The organism is Actinacidiphila glaucinigra, from assembly GCF_900188405.1.
Classification (GTDB): domain Bacteria; phylum Actinomycetota; class Actinomycetes; order Streptomycetales; family Streptomycetaceae; genus Actinacidiphila; species Actinacidiphila glaucinigra.
In genome coordinates this window covers 139,823-155,578 of record NZ_FZOF01000023.1, presented here as the reverse complement: position 1 = coordinate 155,578, position 15,756 = coordinate 139,823, and the positions used below count along the sequence as shown (strand labels likewise).

The following is a 15,756-nucleotide window of genomic DNA, read 5'->3' as shown; positions in this document are numbered from 1 at the left end:
CAGGTGGCCGGGCAGTTCCTGGCGGAGTCCACCACCATCGGGCTCCTCGGCGGCGTCGTCGGCGCGGCGCTCGGCGTGGTGGCCGTCGTCTGCGTGGCGGCCGTGAAGGACTGGACACCGGTGCTGGACCTGGGCCTGGCCCTCGGAGCCCCGGTGGCCGGCGCCCTCGTGGGCCTGCTCGCCGGCCTCTACCCGTCGCTGCGCGCCGCCCGCATGGAACCCGTCGACGCCCTCCGTGCGCCCTCGTAAGGCCCGCGGAAGTCGGGCAGAGCGCCCTGTTGACGAAGACGGAAGCGGCGATGGCAAGCGGAACGAGAACGCGATGGCGGGGACGACACAGTGAACGGCGCGGAGGCGGATTTCGAGGAGTTCGTGTCCGCGCGCGGGCAGCGGCTGCTCAAAGTCGCCTGGCTGCTCACGGGCGACGCGCACCTGGCGGAGGACCTGTTGCAGACGGTACTGGCGAAGGTCTGGCCGAAATGGGGGTCCATCGCCGACGGGAATCCGGAGGCGTACGTTCGCAAGGCCCTGGTCAACACGCATCTGTCGTGGTGGCAGCGGCGCTGGCGCGGCGAGGTACCCCACGCACACGACCGTCTGGCGACGCTCGCGGGCCCCGGTGCGCGGGCCGTCGACGACTTCGTCTCCGTGGACCTGGAGCAGTCCTTGTCGGACGTCGTACGGCTGCTGCCGCCTCGGCAGCGGGCCGTGGTCGTCTTGCGCTATTTCGAGGATCTGAGTGTGGAGGAGACCGCACGAGTGCTGGGCTGCCGGCCCGGCACGGTCAGGAGTCATACGTTGAAGGCGCTGGCCACGCTGCGCGCTCGGCTGGCGTCCGCTCCCGGACCGGTGGAAAGCGGTGAGCGGCATGCACAGCGAGCCTGAGAGGGAGCCGCGGGAGATGGAACGGGATCTCCCGGTCCTCCTGGAACGCATCCTGCCCCAGCTGGCCCTGCCCTCCGACCGGATGGCGCAGGTCAGGCGGCGGATTCAGCAGCGCAAGCGGCGCAGGCGGGCGGCCGCGGCCGCCTCGGTGCTCGCCGTGGGATGCGCCGTCGTCGCGACCGTCCTCTCGCCGGCGGCCTTCGGCCCGGAGGAACACCGTGCCGTACCGGCCGCCGCTCCCACGGGGGATCCGGGGTTCGCGCAGGTGCGCCTGGAGGACCCCCTGGACGGGGTGACCGTGTATCTGCCGACGACCTGGCACACTCTGTCCGTCAGGGACGACCACGGGGCTGCGGCCGGTTTCGTGTCGTCCCAGACGCTCCACGTACCGGGAGACGGCACGTGTCCCAGCGTCACCGATGCCGTGCTGACCGCGTGCCCGCCTCTCACCGGGCTGAACCAGAAGGGTGTGCTGATCACGTTCCTGAGCGGGGACGCGAACAGTACCGACGACGCCGGGTCGTTGGCTCGAGGGGTCCCCGTCTCCGCCGACGGGAACTGCCGTGCCGTCGGCGGCGACCGCCAGATGACGGGCTGGGCACACGGCCGGGCGCCCGGCTCGGCAGGGGGCCCGGACATGAAGATCGACGTCTGCCTGAAGGAACCGTCGCAGCTGACGCTCGTGACAGTGGCGAAGGTCCTGACGCTGCTGCGAGTCTCGGCGGACCAGGGGTGACCGCCCGGCCGCCGGGGCCGCGTCCGGTGTTGCGGGTCCAGGGCGGCACGTTCGCGGAGAGTTCATCTTCCGCCCCTACCGTCCCTGACGTCTCACTGTGCACACAGGAGGGGAATCAGGGTGGGGAAGATTCGAAGGGGGCGCGTCGCGACGGCGGTTGCCGTGGCGGCCGCCGCGGTCGCCGGGGCGGTGCTCATGCCCGCCGACGCCATGGCGAAGCCCTTGACGGCGCCCGCGGACTTCAACGGGGACGGCTACCGGGACCTGGTCGTCCCGGCTCCCACGGCCAAGGTCGGGAGCAAAGACGGCGCGGGTGCGGTCGTCGTCCTCTACGGCTCCAAGAGCGGGGTGTCCACCACGCGCAAGGCCGTGATCACGCAGAACACCGCCGGTGTCCCGGACAGCGCGGAGACCGAGGACCTGTTCGGTGCCTCGACCGCCTACGCGGACCTGGACAAGGACGGCTACAGCGACCTGCTCGTCGGCGCGCCCTGGGAGGACCTGGGCACCACGAAGAACGCGGGCACCGTCACCGTCCTTTGGGGCGGCAAGAAGGGGCTGGCCGCGGCGAGCACCCTGCCGGTGCCCCGGGCCGCCGAGGGCAGGTTCGGAATGGACGTGTCCGCGCTGCGCGAGAGCCGCGGAGCACGGGTGCTGGTCGGTGGTTACGGCGGCTCGGTGGAGTTCGGCGGCACCTTCAAGCGGGACGGCTCGGTCGGCGTGAAGTCGCTCAACGACATGTCCCCCTCGGTCGCGGGCGTCGAGCTCGCCGACCTGCAGCACGACGGGTACGCCGACAGCATCGTGACGTCCCTCCGGATCGGCGGCCAGACCGGCGGCCTGGTCTACGTCAACCCGGGGATCGGCCGACGTCCGCTGCCCGGGGACGGCACGACCACCGCCGTCGGGGACGTCAACGGCGACGGCTACAACGACCTCGTCGTGGGGGATCCGGACGAGCCCATGGCGGGCACCAGCGGTCACCTGGGCGGTGAGATCGCCCTCTGGTACGGCGGCAGGAACGGGCTCGCGTCCGCACCGGTGCGGATGAGCCAGAACACGCCCGGCGTCGCGGGCGCCTCGGCGAAGGACAACGAGTTCGGGACCTCCGTGGCCGTCGCCGACCTCAACAAGGACGGCGTCGGTGACCTCGTGATCGGCGCGCCGGGTCAGAAGCAGAACAACAAGGCCCGTGCCGGGGTGGTCGTGGTGATCCCGGGCAAGAGGACGGGCGCGCTCGGCTCCGGTTCGTACGCGCTGTCCCAGGAGACTCCTTCGGTGCCGAGCACGTCGCAGCCCGGGGAGGGCTTCGGTACCACTCTGGCGCTCGGCGACCTCAACAGGGACGGTCACCCCGAGCTGATCGTCGGCGCCAGGGGGGAGGACAGGTCCAACGGCGCGGTCTGGGTCCTGCCCGGCACGTCCACCAGGCTCACCGGCAAGGGCAGTGTGGAGCTGACCGCCGCGAAGCTCGGGGTGGCCGGGGACCTCCCGCAGGTCGGCGGCTTCCTGCCGAACTGACCGGCCTGTTCCGGCGGCGCGGTTCACCAGCCGACGTGACCGGCGTCCTGCTCGCCGACGGGGGGCTCGCCGCCGGCCTCGGCGAAAGCCTGGAGGGCCTGGACGAGGTGGCGGCGCTGTCCCGGGGGCATGGCGTCGACGATGCGGGCGATCTCGGCCCGGCGGCGCTCCGTGACGTCGTTCACGGTGCGCCGCCCGGTCGCCGTCAGCGAGATGACCGTCGTGCGCCGGTCGGTGGGGGAGGCGCCGCGCGCGACCATGTCGACCGCCACGAGGCGGTCCAGCATGCGCAGCGCCGTGGAGGGCTGGACGCCCAGTTCCCCGGCGAGCTGCGAGAGGTTCAGCGCCCCGTGGCTCTCCAGGACGACCAGCATGCGCAGTTGGGGCAGGGTCAGCGCCTCCTCCACCGCGGCGAGAGAGCGGGCCGAGACCGCGACGAGGAGCCGGGACGCGGTCAGCAGGGCGCTGACCATCTCCTCGGCGGTGCTCCCGGGGTCGTCGGCGCCGGAGGGGGAGTCGGACGAAGCGCGGGAGCCGGTGGCCATGCGTCCTTTCTACCGCTCCCGCGGCCGTCGTACGGGTGTGTACGGCACTCAGGTGAACGGGTGCGGCGCCGGGAACCCGCGCCCCCGGGGATCCGTTGAGCCATTGGGCAAAGGAATCGTCAAGGGGCGCGGCCCGCGCCGGAATGAGCAGGGAGATCCCATGGGTGTCAGCCTTTCCAAGGGCGGCAATGTCTCGCTGACGAAGGAGGCCCCGGGACTGACCGCGGTCACCGTCGGTCTGGGCTGGGACGTCCGTACGACCACCGGTACCGACTTCGACCTCGACGCGAGCGCACTCCTGGTCAACGCCGAGAGCAAGGTCGTCTCCGACAAGCACTTCGTGTTCTTCAACAACCTGAAGAGCCCGGAGGGCTCGGTCGAGCACACCGGCGACAACCTCACCGGCGAGGGCGAGGGCGACGACGAGCAGGTGAAGGTGAACCTGGTCACCGTGCCGGCCGAGGTCGAGAAGATCGTCTTCCCGGTGTCGATCTACGACGCCGAGACCCGCCAGCAGTCGTTCGGCCAGGTGCGCAACGCCTTCATCCGCGTGGTGAACCAGGCCGACAACAACGAGCTCGCCCGCTACGACCTGTCCGAGGACGCCTCGACGGAGACGGCGATGGTCTTCGGCGAGCTGTACCGCAACGGCGCCGAGTGGAAGTTCCGCGCCGTCGGCCAGGGTTACGCCTCGGGCCTGCGCGGCATCGCGCAGGACTTCGGCGTCAACCTGTGAGGTAGCCGTACGCCCGGCGTACGGGCAGATACGACGCGGGGGCCGCGTGGCATGCGCCACGCGGCCCCCGCGCGTTTCCGGGCGGCCGCGCCGGGGGTCAGGCGACGCGCGCCGCGAGCTCCTTGGCCTTGGCGGCGGCCTGCTCGTGGGCCTTGGTGCGGGAGAGGTCGGAAGCCTCGATGAGGCCGGACATCGCCGGGACCGCGCGGGCCAGGGTCAGCTCGGGGACGATGAACTCGACGTCCGTGATGCCGAGGCAGCCCTGCAGGACCTTCTCCAGGTAGCTGGTCACGAACTCGTAGTCCTCGCGGGGGGTGCCGGGGCCGTAGCCGCCCCCGCGGCTGGCCACCACCACGACAGGGGTGTCAGCGGCGGTGGGCTGCTCGCCCGCGGTCCGGCCCAGGATGATCACCTGGTCGAGCCAGGCCTTGAGGGTGCTGGGGATCGAGAAGTTGTACATCGGCGCGCTGATCAGCAGGGCGTCGGCCCGCTCGAGTTCGTCCGCCAGCTCGCCGCGCAGCGGGTGCTCCGCGCCGGCCACGTAGTGGGTCGCGTCCAGGTGCGGCACGGGCTCGGCGTTCAGGTCGCGGTAGATCACGACGCCGCCCGGGTGCTGGGCCTCCCACTCCTTGCGGAAGGAGTTCGCCACGTCCCGGGACGCGGAGGTCTCGGAGGGCCAGATGGACGAGTCGATGTGCAGCAGCGTGGGCATGGGGGTGCCTCCACTTCCGTAAAGTTCGGAGTGAAAAATTCGTACGCAGCTATTGGTATCACAGGACCTTACTTTTCTGCAGCACGGGACGACGCGCCGGGTACCCTTGTGCCCATGGGACAGGGGACTGAGCCGACCGCGCACGACGCGGAGCCGTGTGCGAAGGTCGACGTCGGGCTCACCCGCGTCTTCGGAATCCTCGGCAAGCGCTGGAGCGGCCTGATCGTGGCCGTCCTCACGCAGCGGCCGGCGTACTTCGTCGAGCTGCGCCGGGCCATCCCCAGGATCAGCGAACGGATGCTCTCCGATCGGCTCACGGAGCTGGCCGAGGCGGGCATCGTCGTCCGCGAGGTGGATCCCGGGCCCCCGCTGCGGGTGAGCTACCGGCTCACCGAGGCGGGCGAGGCGCTCGGGCCGGCCCTGGGGGAGCTGGGGTCGTGGGCCGAGAAGTACCTTCCCGGCGGTGCCGCCGAGTGCACCGAGGGCGCCGAGGCCTGCCGCTGAGGGCGGTGGCGCCTGGCTGACGCCCGGTCAGCCCTGCTGCCTGGCGGCGTCGTTGTAGCGGGTCAGATAGGCGGCGAACCGCGCCAGGTCCGTGTCGTCCCAGTCCGCCAGCCGGCCGCACACGGTGCGCCGCGCAGCGCGGGTCGCCTCCGCGAGCACGGCCGCGCCCGCCGTGGTCGGCAGCAGCACCTGGACGCGGTGGTCGGCGGGGTCGGGGCGCCGCTCGACGAGGCCCAGCCGCTCCAGGGTGGCGATCTGGCGGCTGACCGTCGACTTGTCGAGCAGGAACGCCTGCGCCAGGTCCGTGGCCCGACAGTCCCGGCGCTCGCTCATGTGGGCCAGCAGTGTGTAGGCGACCAGGGACAGCCTCGGGTGCATACGGGCCGCCGCGGCGCGTGCGCGGCGGGCGAACGCGGTCATCTCGCGATGGATCGTCTCCACGGAGGCGTCTTTCCCGGCCTGCATACTTGTAGGTTACATCTGGGTGGATCGGAGCGGTTTCCGCCGATTCGCCCCCCGGTCAGCCGGGCAGCGCCAGCTCGAACCAGACGACCTTGCCGACCGCCTTGCGGCTGGTGCCCCAGCGCCGGGAGAGGTTGCTGACCAGGGCCAGGCCCCGGCCCTCCTCGTCGTCGGCGTCCGCGCGGCGCAGCTGCGGCAGGTTGTGGTCGTCGTCGCTGACCTCGACCAGCAGCTTGCCGACCCGCATCAGCCGTAGCGACACCTCGTGCGAGGCGACCCGCAGCGCGTTGGTCACCAGCTCGCTGACCAGCAGCTCGGTCAGGTCGCTGAGCCCGTGCAGCCCCCACCGCGCCAACTGCTCGCGGGTGAGCGCGCGGGCCCGCCGGACGTCGGAGAGGTCCATCGCCAGCCGCCACTCGGCGACGTCCTCGGGCGGGATGCCCTGGAAGTTGGCGACCAGCAGCGCCACGTCGTCGCGGCGGTCGTCGGAGTGGACACGGCTGAGGATCTGCTCGCAGACGTCCTCGGGGGTCTGCTGCGGCTCGATGACGTTGGAGCACAGCGCCGCCAGGCCGGCGTCTATCCCCTGGCCGCGCACCTCGACCAGGCCGTCGGTGCACAGCACCAGCCAACTGCCGTCCGGGACGGGGATCTCGACCGTCTCGAAGGGCACGCCGCCGACGCCGATCGGGGCGCCCTTGGGGATCTGCAGCAGTTCGCTGCGGCCGTCGTGCCGGGCCAGTACGGGAGGGATGTGGCCCGCGTTGGCCAGCGTCAGGGAGCGGTGGATCGGGTCGTAGACCGCGTACACGCAGGTCGCGAGGTGCTCGGCGCCGAGGCGGTGGGCGAGGTTGTCCAGGTGCCGCAGCAGCTGCGCGGGCGGCAGGTCGAGCGCGGCCATCGTGATCACGGAGGTGCGGAACTGGCCCATCACGGCCGCCGACAGCAGACCGTGACCCATGACGTCGCCGACGATCAGCGCCACGCGGCCGCCGGGCAGCTGGATGGCGTCGAACCAGTCGCCGCCGACCTGGGCCTGGCGGTCACCGGGCATGTAGTGGTGGGCGATCCGCACCCCGGGGATGCGGGGCGGGCGGGTCGGCATCATGCTGCGCTGCAGGGTCGCGGCGGCGCGCGACTCCAGCCGGTGCAGCCGGGCGTTGTCCAGGTGCACGGCGCCCCGGGCGGCGACCTCGGCGGCGGTCGCGGCGTCCTTGGCGTCGAAGGGGCGGCGCCCGGGGTGGCGCAGGAAGCACATCCGCCCCAGCACGGTGCCGCGCGCGGTGAGCGGTACGACGACCATCGACCGCTCGGGAAGTAACGGGCCGAGCCCGGGAACACCCAGGTCGAGCGCGATGTCCCGGGCGAGCGCGGGGTCTATCACCGGTACGAGCAGCGGCTCGCCCAGCCGCGGGGTGGAGTCGGCGGGCAGCGGGATCAGCTCGCCCTCCGGCAGGGCGGCCGCCCAGGGCCCGGGGGTGGTGTCGGTGTGGGCCACGGCGACCCGGCGGGCGATGATCGTGTCCCCGGACAGGTCGTCCTTCGGCGGCTCGGTGTCCGAGAACAGCTGGTCGACGACGAGGACGGCGGCGAAGTCCGCGAAGCGCGGCACGGTGACGGCGCACAGTTCGCGGGCGGTCGTCTCCAGGTCGAGGGTCGTGCCCACCTTCGCCCCGGTCTCCCGCAGCAGGGCCAGCTGCTCGTCGAGCACGTGGCCCGGGGCGAGCGAGGGGCTGGGGGCGGCCACGGGGACCAGCGCCGGCGCCGGGACGTCGGCGCGCGGGCCAGGCAGCAGCTCCGGGTGCGGGGCGGGCCGGGTGGGGCGGGCGGTGCGCCCGGTGGCGGGGTTCACGGGGTGCGGGGCCACGGTCGTGCCGTACTCCTCGGGCAGCACGGGGAGCAGCACCGTGCCGTCGACCTCCACCGCCGGGTAGCCCAGGGGCACGATCTGGCGGACGATCCGGTCCAGCCGGCCCGCGCTGACCCGGGGCAGCACCGAGCCCAGCCGGCCGGTCAGGTGCTCGGCGTGCGCGGGGTCGGCGACCGGAGCGAGGCGCGGGGTGATGCGGACGGCGCCGCGGGCGGTGGTGCCGTCGGCGGTGTAGGGCAGCAGGTGGTCGCCGAGCGCGAGGCGCGGCCCGGTGTCGCGCAGCGGGCGGGCGTTGGCGGCGATCACCAGCAGGCTCCGGCCGGCCGGCTCCATGATCCGGTAGGACCACCACACCACGTCCTTGACGCCGCCGTCGCGGTCGGTGGTGGGCAGCGCGCCGGCCCAGGCGGACCGGGTGAGGTCGTCCAGCACCTCCAGGGCGTCCTGCTCGCCCGGGTGCCGGCCCGCGGTGTGCGGCAGCAGGCCGGCCGCCGGGCGGCCGAACACGCCCTCCCAGCGGTGGCCGAAGAGCTCCTCGGCACCGCGGTTCCAGTACGAGACGTCGCCGTCGGGACCGACGCAGAGCACGGCGAGGCGCACGAGCGCGCAGACGCCGGTGGCTGCGAGCGGGGTCGTGGTCGTGGGAAGCCTGGTCATCTCGTCCAACGTCGGGCACCTGAGGTTCGGCTGCGGTTCGGCGCGGAAGGCTGAAAGAGCATCAGGGTCGGGTTTGCACCGTCCAGGCAAGCATGAAACATCGGACGCGGTCCGGTAAATGGCTAGATTGCCCCCAGGAGTGACCAACCGGGCATGGCCCATGGGGAGGGAGAGCACGTGGCGCACAGGCTCCCGCACATCGCGGGGTTCCAGAGATGGCCGCACAACGGTGCGTCCAAGCAGGAGGGCAAGGCGCTGCGGGAGTCCGTACCGCGTGAGGCGCACGCCGCGTTCGCACCGGGCCCCGACCGGCCGAACGCGGTCGAGGCGGTGCGGGAGTCCGGCCTCGGGCGCATCCCGGAACTCGTCCCGCTGCGGGTGGGGAGGATGACGGCGAGCCCCTTCGCCTTCCTGCGCGGCTCGGCCGGGCTGATGGCCGCCGATCTCGCGGGCGCCCCGGTCACCGGCATCGGCGCCCAGATCTGCGGTGACGCGCACGCCGGCAACTTCGGCCTGTACGGGGACCATCTGGGCCGGCTGGTCATGGACATCAACGACTTCGACGAGACCGTCCACGGCCCCTGGGAGTGGGACGTCAAGCGGCTCGCCACCTCCCTGGTGCTGGCCGGACGCGAGGCCGGAGCCGACGAGGACGCCTGCCGGGGCGCCGCCTTCGACGCGGTCGGCGCGTACCGGCGCACCATGCGGCTGCTGGCGAAGATGCCGGTGCTGGACGCCTGGCACGCCATCGCCGACGAGGAACTGGTCGCGCACGCCGACGCCCGCGATCTGGCGGGCACGCTGCGCTTGGTGGCCGGCAAGGCGCGCCGCAACACCAGCGCCAAGTTCGCGGCGCGCGCGACGGAGGAGGTCGAGGGCGGCGGCCGCCGCTTCGTCGACGCGCCCCCGGTGCTGCGCCGGGTGCCGGACGGGGAGGCGGCGGCGGTCGCCGCGGCCCTGTCGGAGGCCGGCTACCTGGCGACGATCGGCGAGGACCGGCGGCCGCTGCTGGCCCGTTACGCGGTGCACGACGTGGCGTTCCGGGTGGTCGGGACGGGCAGCGTGGGCACCCGCTCGTACGTGGTGCTGCTGCTGGACCACCTCGGGCAGCCGCTGGTGCTGCAGGTGAAGGAGGCCCGGCCCTCCGCGCTGCTGCCCTACCTGGGGAAGGCCGGGTTCGACGCCCCGGCGGTGGAGCACGAGGGGCGGCGCGTGGTGCTCGGCCAGAAGCGCATGCAGGTCGTCAGCGACAGCCTGCTGGGCTGGGCCGAGGTGGACGGACGGCCCTACCAGGTACGGCAGTTCCGCAACCGCAAGGGCAGCGTCGACCCCGCGGAGCTGGAGTCCGGGTTGATAGACGACTACGCGCGGATGACGGGCGCGCTGCTGGCCAGGGCGCACGCGCACTCCGCGGACCCCCGGCTGATCGCGGGCTACTGCGGCAAGGGCGAGCAACTGGACGAGGCGGTGGCCGCCTTCGCGGTCGCGTACGCCGACCGGACCGAGGCGGACCACGCCGAGCTGGTGGCGGAGGTGCGGGCCGGGCGGATCGCGGCGGAACAGGGTGTGTGAGGCGGCTGCCGCCGGAGTGCCGGCGGCAGCTACCAGGCCGTAGCCTGTGACCGGCGCCCCCCTCTCCTCGTAGGCTGGACCGGTGACGAATTCCCCCGGCACCGAGTCGGCCCCCGGCACCGAGTCGGCCGCCGCCTCCTCTTCCGAGCCCCAGGACCGCCTGGCCCAGGCGGTCCGCGCCGCCGAGCGCGCCCTGATCGAGTTCGAGATCGCGGTGGAGACCTTCAGGGTGGAGGTCGAGAACTTCTCCCGGCTGCACCACCAGAAGCTCGGCCCGATGTACGCCCGGCTCGACGAGCTCGACGCGCTGATCGCCGAGGCGGTCGCGGCGAAGAGCGGCTCCCGCGACGACATCGCCCGCGCCTGGGAGGCACGGGCCCTCGTGATGCCGATGCCCGGGGTGGAGGAGCTCTTCGACGGGCTGCTCGGCTCGGACGGGGTCCGGCCCCAGGAGGACCCGAACCCGCCGCGCCGCGTGCGGCCGGGCAAGGAGGCACAGCGGCTCTACCGCGAGCTGGTCCGCAAGGCCCACCCGGACCTGGCGCAGGACGAGGCCGAGGTCGAGCGGCGCAGCGAGTTCATCTCCCGGGTCAACGAGGCGTACACCTACGCCGACGAGCAGCGGCTGCGCGAGCTGGCGGAGGAGTGGGAGGCCGGGCCGGTCCCGGAGGAGGCGCAGCCGAGCGAGGCCGAGGTGCTGTACGCGCGGCTGGAGTGGCTGGCGCAGCGCAAGGAGCAGCTGGCCCTGCTCGCCGCCGAGCTGGAGAACAGCGCGATCGCGCAGATGATGAAGCTGTCGCCGGACGACCCGGACGGGCTGCTCAACGAGATCGCGGAGAACCTCCTCAACCAGGTCGCCAACCGCGAGGCCCGGCTGGCGGAGCTGGTGCGCTCCTCGAAGGGGCCCGCGTAGCCGGTCGGGTACGTTCGACCTGCACGCTCTGACCGAAGGAGTCCGTTCCATGTTCTACGCCCAGCTGCCCGCGGTGGACGCCGCGCAGGTCCCCGCCGACGGCTACCTGCTCGACGTACGGGAGCACGACGAGTGGGACGCCGGGCACGCCGAGGGCGCGGTGCACATCCCGATGGGCGAGGTCGTCGCCCGTATCGGGGAGGTCCCGGCGGACCGCCGGGTGCACGTCGTGTGCCGGGTCGGCGGCCGCTCGGCGCAGGTCGCCCAGTACCTGATCGCGCAGGGTCTCGACGTGGTGAACGTCGACGGCGGGATGCTCGGCTGGGAGGCCGCGGGCCGTCCGCTGGTGACGGACGGCGCGGGCCCGGCGCAGGTGATCTGAGGGCCCCGGCGGCAGCGCCGTTTCTCGGGGCCTTCGGGGCGCGGGGTCGCCGGGCTGCCGTTCCTCCCGCCGGACGCTCAGGCCTCGGCGGCCAGCAGGTCGCCCAGTTCCTCCTCGTGGGCGGCGGCGGGGCCGAGGGAGAGCTCCAGCTGCTTGGCCCAGGCGTGGTAGCGGTGCAGCGGGTAGTCGGTGTCGGCGCCGAAGCCGCCGTGCAGGTGCTGCGCGGTCTGCACCACCCGCCGTACGCCCTCCGAGGCCCAGATCTTGGCGACCGCGACGTCGGCGGGGTCCAGCCGCCAGGCGGCCTGCCAGCAGGTGACCTCCATCGCCCGCAGGTCGATGTAGCGGTCGGCGGACTGCACGGCCACGGCCTGGAAGGTGGCCAGTGGGTGCCCGAACTGCTCGCGCCGGGAGGTGTAGGCGCCGGTCATGCGCAGGACGGCGCCGCCGAGCCCGAGCGCCAGGGCGCAGGTGCCGGTGGTCAGCAGCCGGCGCAGCCGGTCCCAGGCGCCGTCGGCGGTGATCACGTCGCCCGCCGGGACGCGGACGGCGTCCAGCCGGAGCTCGGCGTGGCGCTCCCCGCTGGTCGAGATCTGCTCGGCCGCGGTGACCGCCTCGCGGGGGACGACGGCGATGACGGTGCGGCCCCCGGCGGCGGAGGCCGGGACCAGGACGTGGTCGGCGTGCGGGGCCCAGGGGACGGCGGTCTGGACGCCGTCGAGCAGCCAGTCGTGGGGGGTGCCGTCTCCGTTCGCGTGCGCGTTCCCCTGGGGGTCTCCGTCCGCGGGCCGCGCGGTGACGGCGAGCTCCGCGCCGTCATGGCCGGTGCGGCCCGCCGAGGCGACGGTCAGTACCAGGCCGCCGCTACCCACGGCGGGCAGCAGCCGGGCGCGCAGCTCCTCGGGGCCGTCGGCCTGCACGGCGAGCGCGGCGGCGCAGGTCTCCAGCAGCGGCACCCGGGCCAGTACGGCCCCGGCCTCGCGCAGCACCAGGCACAGCGCGACCGGGTCGAGGCCGGCCCCGCCGTACGTCTCGTCGAGCACCAGGCCGAGGAGGTCGGCCGAGGCCAGGCGGCGCCACAGCGGGCGGTCGAAGTCCTCCGCGACCGCCCCGGCGGTCAGCGCGGGGCTCGGCACGGCGTCGGGGGCCACCCCGGAGAACACCGCCCGTGCTGCCTCGACGGCCGCCAGCTGCTCCTCGCTGAAGCTGAAGTCCATGGCCCGGCCTCCCGGAAGCATTGATTCTGACGGTGTGTCAGATTAGGGGGGCCGGGCGGGGAAGTCCACAGCCCCGTCGCCGCGTCCCGCGCTCCCCGTGGCCGGCCGTGGCCCGTGCTGACCGGTACGGCTGTACCGCACGCGTGGGGCATGAGTACCGTTCCGTGCTGAGCGGAGCACGGGGAACAGGAGCGGAGACCACGATGGAGCCACCCGAGGAGTCCGGGGGACCGGCCGCGATAGGCACGCTGTCACAACCCGCGCGGACCGTGGTCGCGCTGGCGCTGGCCGCGGCGGCGGTCGGCGTCGCGGTGCACCTGCTCATGGTCTTCCTGCACGTCGCGCCGTCGAACACCGCCACCAAGAAGCACGGCGAACTGGTCGGCAGCTACATCTACCCCGAGTTCGAGCAGAACTGGAAGCTCTTCGCGCCCAATCCGCTCCAGCAGAACATCCACGTCTGGGCGCGTGCCGAGGTGCGCAAGGACGAGGGCGGCAGCGAGGTGACCGGCTGGGTCGACCTCACGGCCATGGACATAGCCGCGATCAGGCACAACGTCGCGCCCAGCCACACCGAGCAGAACCAGCTGCGCCGGGCGTGGAGCTTCTACGCCGCCTCCCACGGCGAGAAGGACAAGCCCATCGGCGTGCGCGGCGAGCTGAGCAGGCAGTACCTGCAGCGCATCGTGGAGGACCGGTTCGGACCCCGGCTCAACGGCGGCGACGTCGTCCGCCTGCAGGTGCGCAGCGGCACCACACCGGTCGCGGCCCCCGCCTGGAGCCCCGAGAAGACCGACACGCGCACCACCTTCCAGGTGCTGCCCTGGTGGAGCTCGGACGTGGCGGACCAGGTGGACGAGGACGAGGGCGGGGAGGACGCGTCGTGAGCGAGGCACTGAACGAAGCCGCCCACGAAGCGGCGCAGGGGGCGGCGAACGGGGCAGCACGCGAACCGGTTCCCGCCCCCGGCCGCCCGGCGGCCAAGGCCCCGGTTCCGTCCCCCTTCGCCGGAGCGCTCGACTCCGCCGCGGGCGGTCTGTCGCGCGGCCTGGCCCGGATCACCGGCACCACCGTCGGGCGCTACCAGGCCGCCGTCGTACGCATCGGCATCTCGCTGACCTGGCTGCTGTTCCTGCTGCGCGAGTGGCCGCACCGCCACGAGCTCTACGGGCCGGACGGCGCCTGGAGCTGGGACCTGGCGGACCGGCTCGTCGCCGGCAACCACGCCTTCACCCTGCTGCTGTGGGGCAGGGCCGACGTCTGGTTCGAGGTCGTCTACACGGGCGCGATCCTGGCGAGCGTGATGCTGCTGCTCGGCTGGCGCACCCGCACGGCCTCGCTGCTGTTCATGATCGGCGTGCTCTCCCTGCAGAACCGCAGCGTCTTCGTCGGTGACGGCGGCGACAACGTGATCCACCTGATGGCGATCTACCTCGTCGTCACCCGGTGCGGGCGGGTCTGGTCGCTGGACTCCCGCCGCCGGGCCAGGGGACGGGACGGCGACGGCGCGGGGATCGCGCTGTGGATCGTCCTCGGGCTCGTGCTGGCCGTGGCGCAGCTGCTCGGCCGCACCGGACTGACCTGGACCGACGGTCTGCTGCCCTGGCTGGGCTGGACGCCGTTCCTGTGGGGGTTCCTGCTGCTCCAGGCCGTGTGGTGGGCGGTGCGGCGGTACGCGCCGGGCGAGCCGCGCACGGTGCTCGACATCCTCGCCAACATCCTGCACGCCGCCGGTCTGCTGGTGATCGTCGTCGAGGTGTGCCTGATCTACTCCACGGCGGGCTGGTACAAGGTCCAGGGCTCGCGCTGGCAGGACGGCACGGCGCTGTACTACCCGCTTCACCTGGACGACTTCAGCCCCTGGCCGGGGCTGTCCCACGCGATGGCCGCCAGCGGCCTGATGGTCCTGGTGATCACCTACGGCACGGTGGCCGTCCAGGTCGCCTTCCCCTTCACCCTCTTCAACCGCCGGGTGAAGAACGTGCTGCTCGCGCTGATGATGGTGGAGCACGCCTCGATCGCGGTCGTCCTCGGACTGCCGTTCTTCTCGCTGGCGATGATCGCCGCCGACGCGGTCTTCCTGCCCACCGGTTTCCTGCGCTGGGCGGGCGACCGCGTGGCGCGCCTGGTGTGGCGCGGCGGGGGACGCGACGCGGCGGCGGGCAGTGCCGGGGAGCCGGAGGACGCCCGGCCGCGGGAGGCGGACGACGCGGGCGACCCGGGCGACCCGGGCGACGCTGCCGACGCGGAGAGGGCGAAGGACGCGCCGGCGCGGGCGGTCGCGGGGCCGCGAGGGCCGGGACCGGACGGCGAGCCCGCCCCCTCTAACCTCGTGGTGTGAGCACCAGCCAGGACGACGCGGCCGAGCCGCTGCAGTACGACGACGGCTTCGGCCCCGAGATCGGGGTCGGGCCGCATCCGCGACCCTGGCCGGAGGACCCGCGCTACGACCCCGGGCTGCTCGCGCACGGCGACCGCCGCAACGTGGTGGACGAGTACCGCTACTGGACGCGGGAGGCGATCGTCGCCGACCTCGACACCCGGCGCCACGACTTCCACGTCGCCGTCGAGAACTGGCAGCACGACTTCAACATCGGTTCCGTGGTGCGCACCGCCAACGCCTTCCTGGCCAAGGAGGTGCACATCGTGGGGCGCCGCCGCTGGAACCGGCGGGGCGCCATGGTGACCGACCGCTACCAGCATGTGCGCCACCACCTGGACGTCGCGGCGCTGGCCGCGTGGGCGGCCGCGGAGGACCTGCCGATCATCGGGATCGACAACCTCCCCGGCGCGGTGCCGCTGGAGACCACCGAGCTTCCCCGGCGCTGCGTGCTGCTCTTCGGCCAGGAGGGGCCCGGTCTGACCGACGAGGCGTGGAAGCACTCCGCGGCGGTCTGCTCGATCGCCCAGTTCGGCTCCACGCGGTCGATCAACGCGGGCGCGGCGGCGGCCATCGCGATGCACGCCTGGATCCAGCGCCACGCGCGGGTGGGGACGGAGCAGCCCCGTCCGGAGTGACAGGGCTGCTCCGGACGGGGCTGTCG

General features: G+C 73.2%; 17 protein-coding genes. 12 read left to right on the top strand and 5 right to left on the bottom strand.

What is annotated here, in order from left to right; genetic code table 11:
* The 4 genes from CHF15_RS32930 to CHF15_RS32915 form a co-directional block, all read left to right on the top strand.
* Positions 1 to 249 (top strand): ABC transporter permease (locus tag CHF15_RS32930; protein ID WP_143681696.1); only part of this gene is annotated, 249 nt, incomplete at its 5' end.
* A gap of 90 nt (positions 250 to 339) precedes the next feature.
* Positions 340 to 885, top strand: coding sequence for a SigE family RNA polymerase sigma factor (locus CHF15_RS32925; protein ID WP_089227562.1), 546 nt, complete (start codon positions 340 to 342; stop codon positions 883 to 885).
* Between the two features lie 16 nt (positions 886 to 901).
* A complete protein-coding gene (locus CHF15_RS32920; RefSeq protein ID WP_089227561.1) occupies positions 902 to 1,621 on the top strand; it encodes a hypothetical protein in 720 nt (239 codons plus the stop codon).
* Positions 1,622 to 1,741: 120 nt separating this feature from the next.
* Positions 1,742 to 3,142: an FG-GAP-like repeat-containing protein gene (locus CHF15_RS32915; RefSeq protein WP_143681695.1), complete on the top strand. Its 1,401-nt coding sequence runs from the start codon at positions 1,742 to 1,744 to the stop codon at positions 3,140 to 3,142.
* 23 nt (positions 3,143 to 3,165) lie between these two features.
* Here CHF15_RS32915 and CHF15_RS32910 read toward each other — a convergent pair whose 3' ends face one another.
* On the bottom strand, positions 3,166 to 3,687 hold the full coding sequence (locus tag CHF15_RS32910) for a MarR family winged helix-turn-helix transcriptional regulator (protein ID WP_089227559.1): 522 nt from the start codon (positions 3,685 to 3,687) through the stop codon (positions 3,166 to 3,168).
* Between the two features lie 160 nt (positions 3,688 to 3,847).
* Here CHF15_RS32910 and CHF15_RS32905 point away from each other — a divergent pair, with 160 nt between their 5' ends.
* The gene (locus CHF15_RS32905) at positions 3,848 to 4,423 is read left to right on the top strand and encodes a TerD family protein (RefSeq protein ID WP_089227558.1); all 576 of its coding nucleotides are present in this window, start codon (positions 3,848 to 3,850) and stop codon (positions 4,421 to 4,423) included.
* 97 nt (positions 4,424 to 4,520) lie between these two features.
* On the opposite strand, the gene CHF15_RS32900 is transcribed toward CHF15_RS32905, so the two are convergent.
* Entirely contained in the window at positions 4,521 to 5,135 is a 615-nt protein-coding gene (locus tag CHF15_RS32900; RefSeq protein ID WP_089227557.1) for an FMN-dependent NADH-azoreductase, read from the bottom strand.
* A gap of 114 nt (positions 5,136 to 5,249) precedes the next feature.
* On the opposite strand from CHF15_RS32900, the gene CHF15_RS32895 reads away from it, so the two are divergent.
* The gene (locus tag CHF15_RS32895; RefSeq protein WP_089227556.1) at positions 5,250 to 5,639 is read left to right on the top strand and encodes a winged helix-turn-helix transcriptional regulator; all 390 of its coding nucleotides are present in this window, start codon (positions 5,250 to 5,252) and stop codon (positions 5,637 to 5,639) included.
* Positions 5,640 to 5,666: 27 nt separating this feature from the next.
* Here the strand turns inward: CHF15_RS32895 and CHF15_RS32890 are convergent, their stop codons facing one another.
* A complete protein-coding gene (locus tag CHF15_RS32890; protein WP_089227555.1) occupies positions 5,667 to 6,104 on the bottom strand; it encodes a MarR family winged helix-turn-helix transcriptional regulator in 438 nt (145 codons plus the stop codon).
* Between the two features lie 55 nt (positions 6,105 to 6,159).
* Positions 6,160 to 8,628: an ATP-binding SpoIIE family protein phosphatase gene (locus CHF15_RS32885; RefSeq protein ID WP_245939160.1), complete on the bottom strand. Its 2,469-nt coding sequence runs from the start codon at positions 8,626 to 8,628 to the stop codon at positions 6,160 to 6,162.
* Positions 8,629 to 8,781: 153 nt separating this feature from the next.
* Between CHF15_RS32885 and CHF15_RS32880 the strand changes: the two genes are divergently transcribed.
* The 3 genes from CHF15_RS32880 (at position 8,782) to CHF15_RS32870 (ending at position 11,495) form a co-directional block, all read left to right on the top strand.
* The gene (locus tag CHF15_RS32880; protein WP_089227553.1) at positions 8,782 to 10,200 is read left to right on the top strand and encodes a DUF2252 domain-containing protein; all 1,419 of its coding nucleotides are present in this window, start codon (positions 8,782 to 8,784) and stop codon (positions 10,198 to 10,200) included.
* An 82-nt stretch (positions 10,201 to 10,282) separates the two neighbouring features.
* Positions 10,283 to 11,113: a hypothetical protein gene (locus CHF15_RS32875; RefSeq protein WP_089227552.1), complete on the top strand. Its 831-nt coding sequence runs from the start codon at positions 10,283 to 10,285 to the stop codon at positions 11,111 to 11,113.
* A 49-nt stretch (positions 11,114 to 11,162) separates the two neighbouring features.
* Positions 11,163 to 11,495, top strand: coding sequence for a rhodanese-like domain-containing protein (locus tag CHF15_RS32870; RefSeq protein ID WP_089227551.1), 333 nt, complete (start codon positions 11,163 to 11,165; stop codon positions 11,493 to 11,495).
* A 77-nt stretch (positions 11,496 to 11,572) separates the two neighbouring features.
* On the opposite strand, the gene CHF15_RS32865 is transcribed toward CHF15_RS32870, so the two are convergent.
* A complete protein-coding gene (locus tag CHF15_RS32865) occupies positions 11,573 to 12,712 on the bottom strand; it encodes an acyl-CoA dehydrogenase family protein (protein WP_089227550.1) in 1,140 nt (379 codons plus the stop codon).
* A gap of 203 nt (positions 12,713 to 12,915) precedes the next feature.
* On the opposite strand from CHF15_RS32865, the gene CHF15_RS32860 reads away from it, so the two are divergent.
* From CHF15_RS32860 to CHF15_RS32850, 3 genes are read left to right on the top strand one after another with little or no spacing between them, the layout of a single operon-like run.
* Positions 12,916 to 13,599: a DUF5819 family protein gene (locus CHF15_RS32860; RefSeq protein WP_089227549.1), complete on the top strand. Its 684-nt coding sequence runs from the start codon at positions 12,916 to 12,918 to the stop codon at positions 13,597 to 13,599.
* Complete coding sequence (locus CHF15_RS32855; protein ID WP_089227548.1) at positions 13,596 to 15,053, top strand: HTTM domain-containing protein; 1,458 nt, start codon at positions 13,596 to 13,598, stop codon at positions 15,051 to 15,053. The genes CHF15_RS32860 and CHF15_RS32855 overlap by 4 nt, the downstream gene beginning before the upstream one ends.
* Positions 15,050 to 15,730, top strand: coding sequence for a TrmH family RNA methyltransferase (locus tag CHF15_RS32850; RefSeq protein WP_089227547.1), 681 nt, complete (start codon positions 15,050 to 15,052; stop codon positions 15,728 to 15,730). The genes CHF15_RS32855 and CHF15_RS32850 overlap by 4 nt, the downstream gene beginning before the upstream one ends.
* The last annotated feature ends 26 nt before the right edge of the window (positions 15,731 to 15,756 follow it).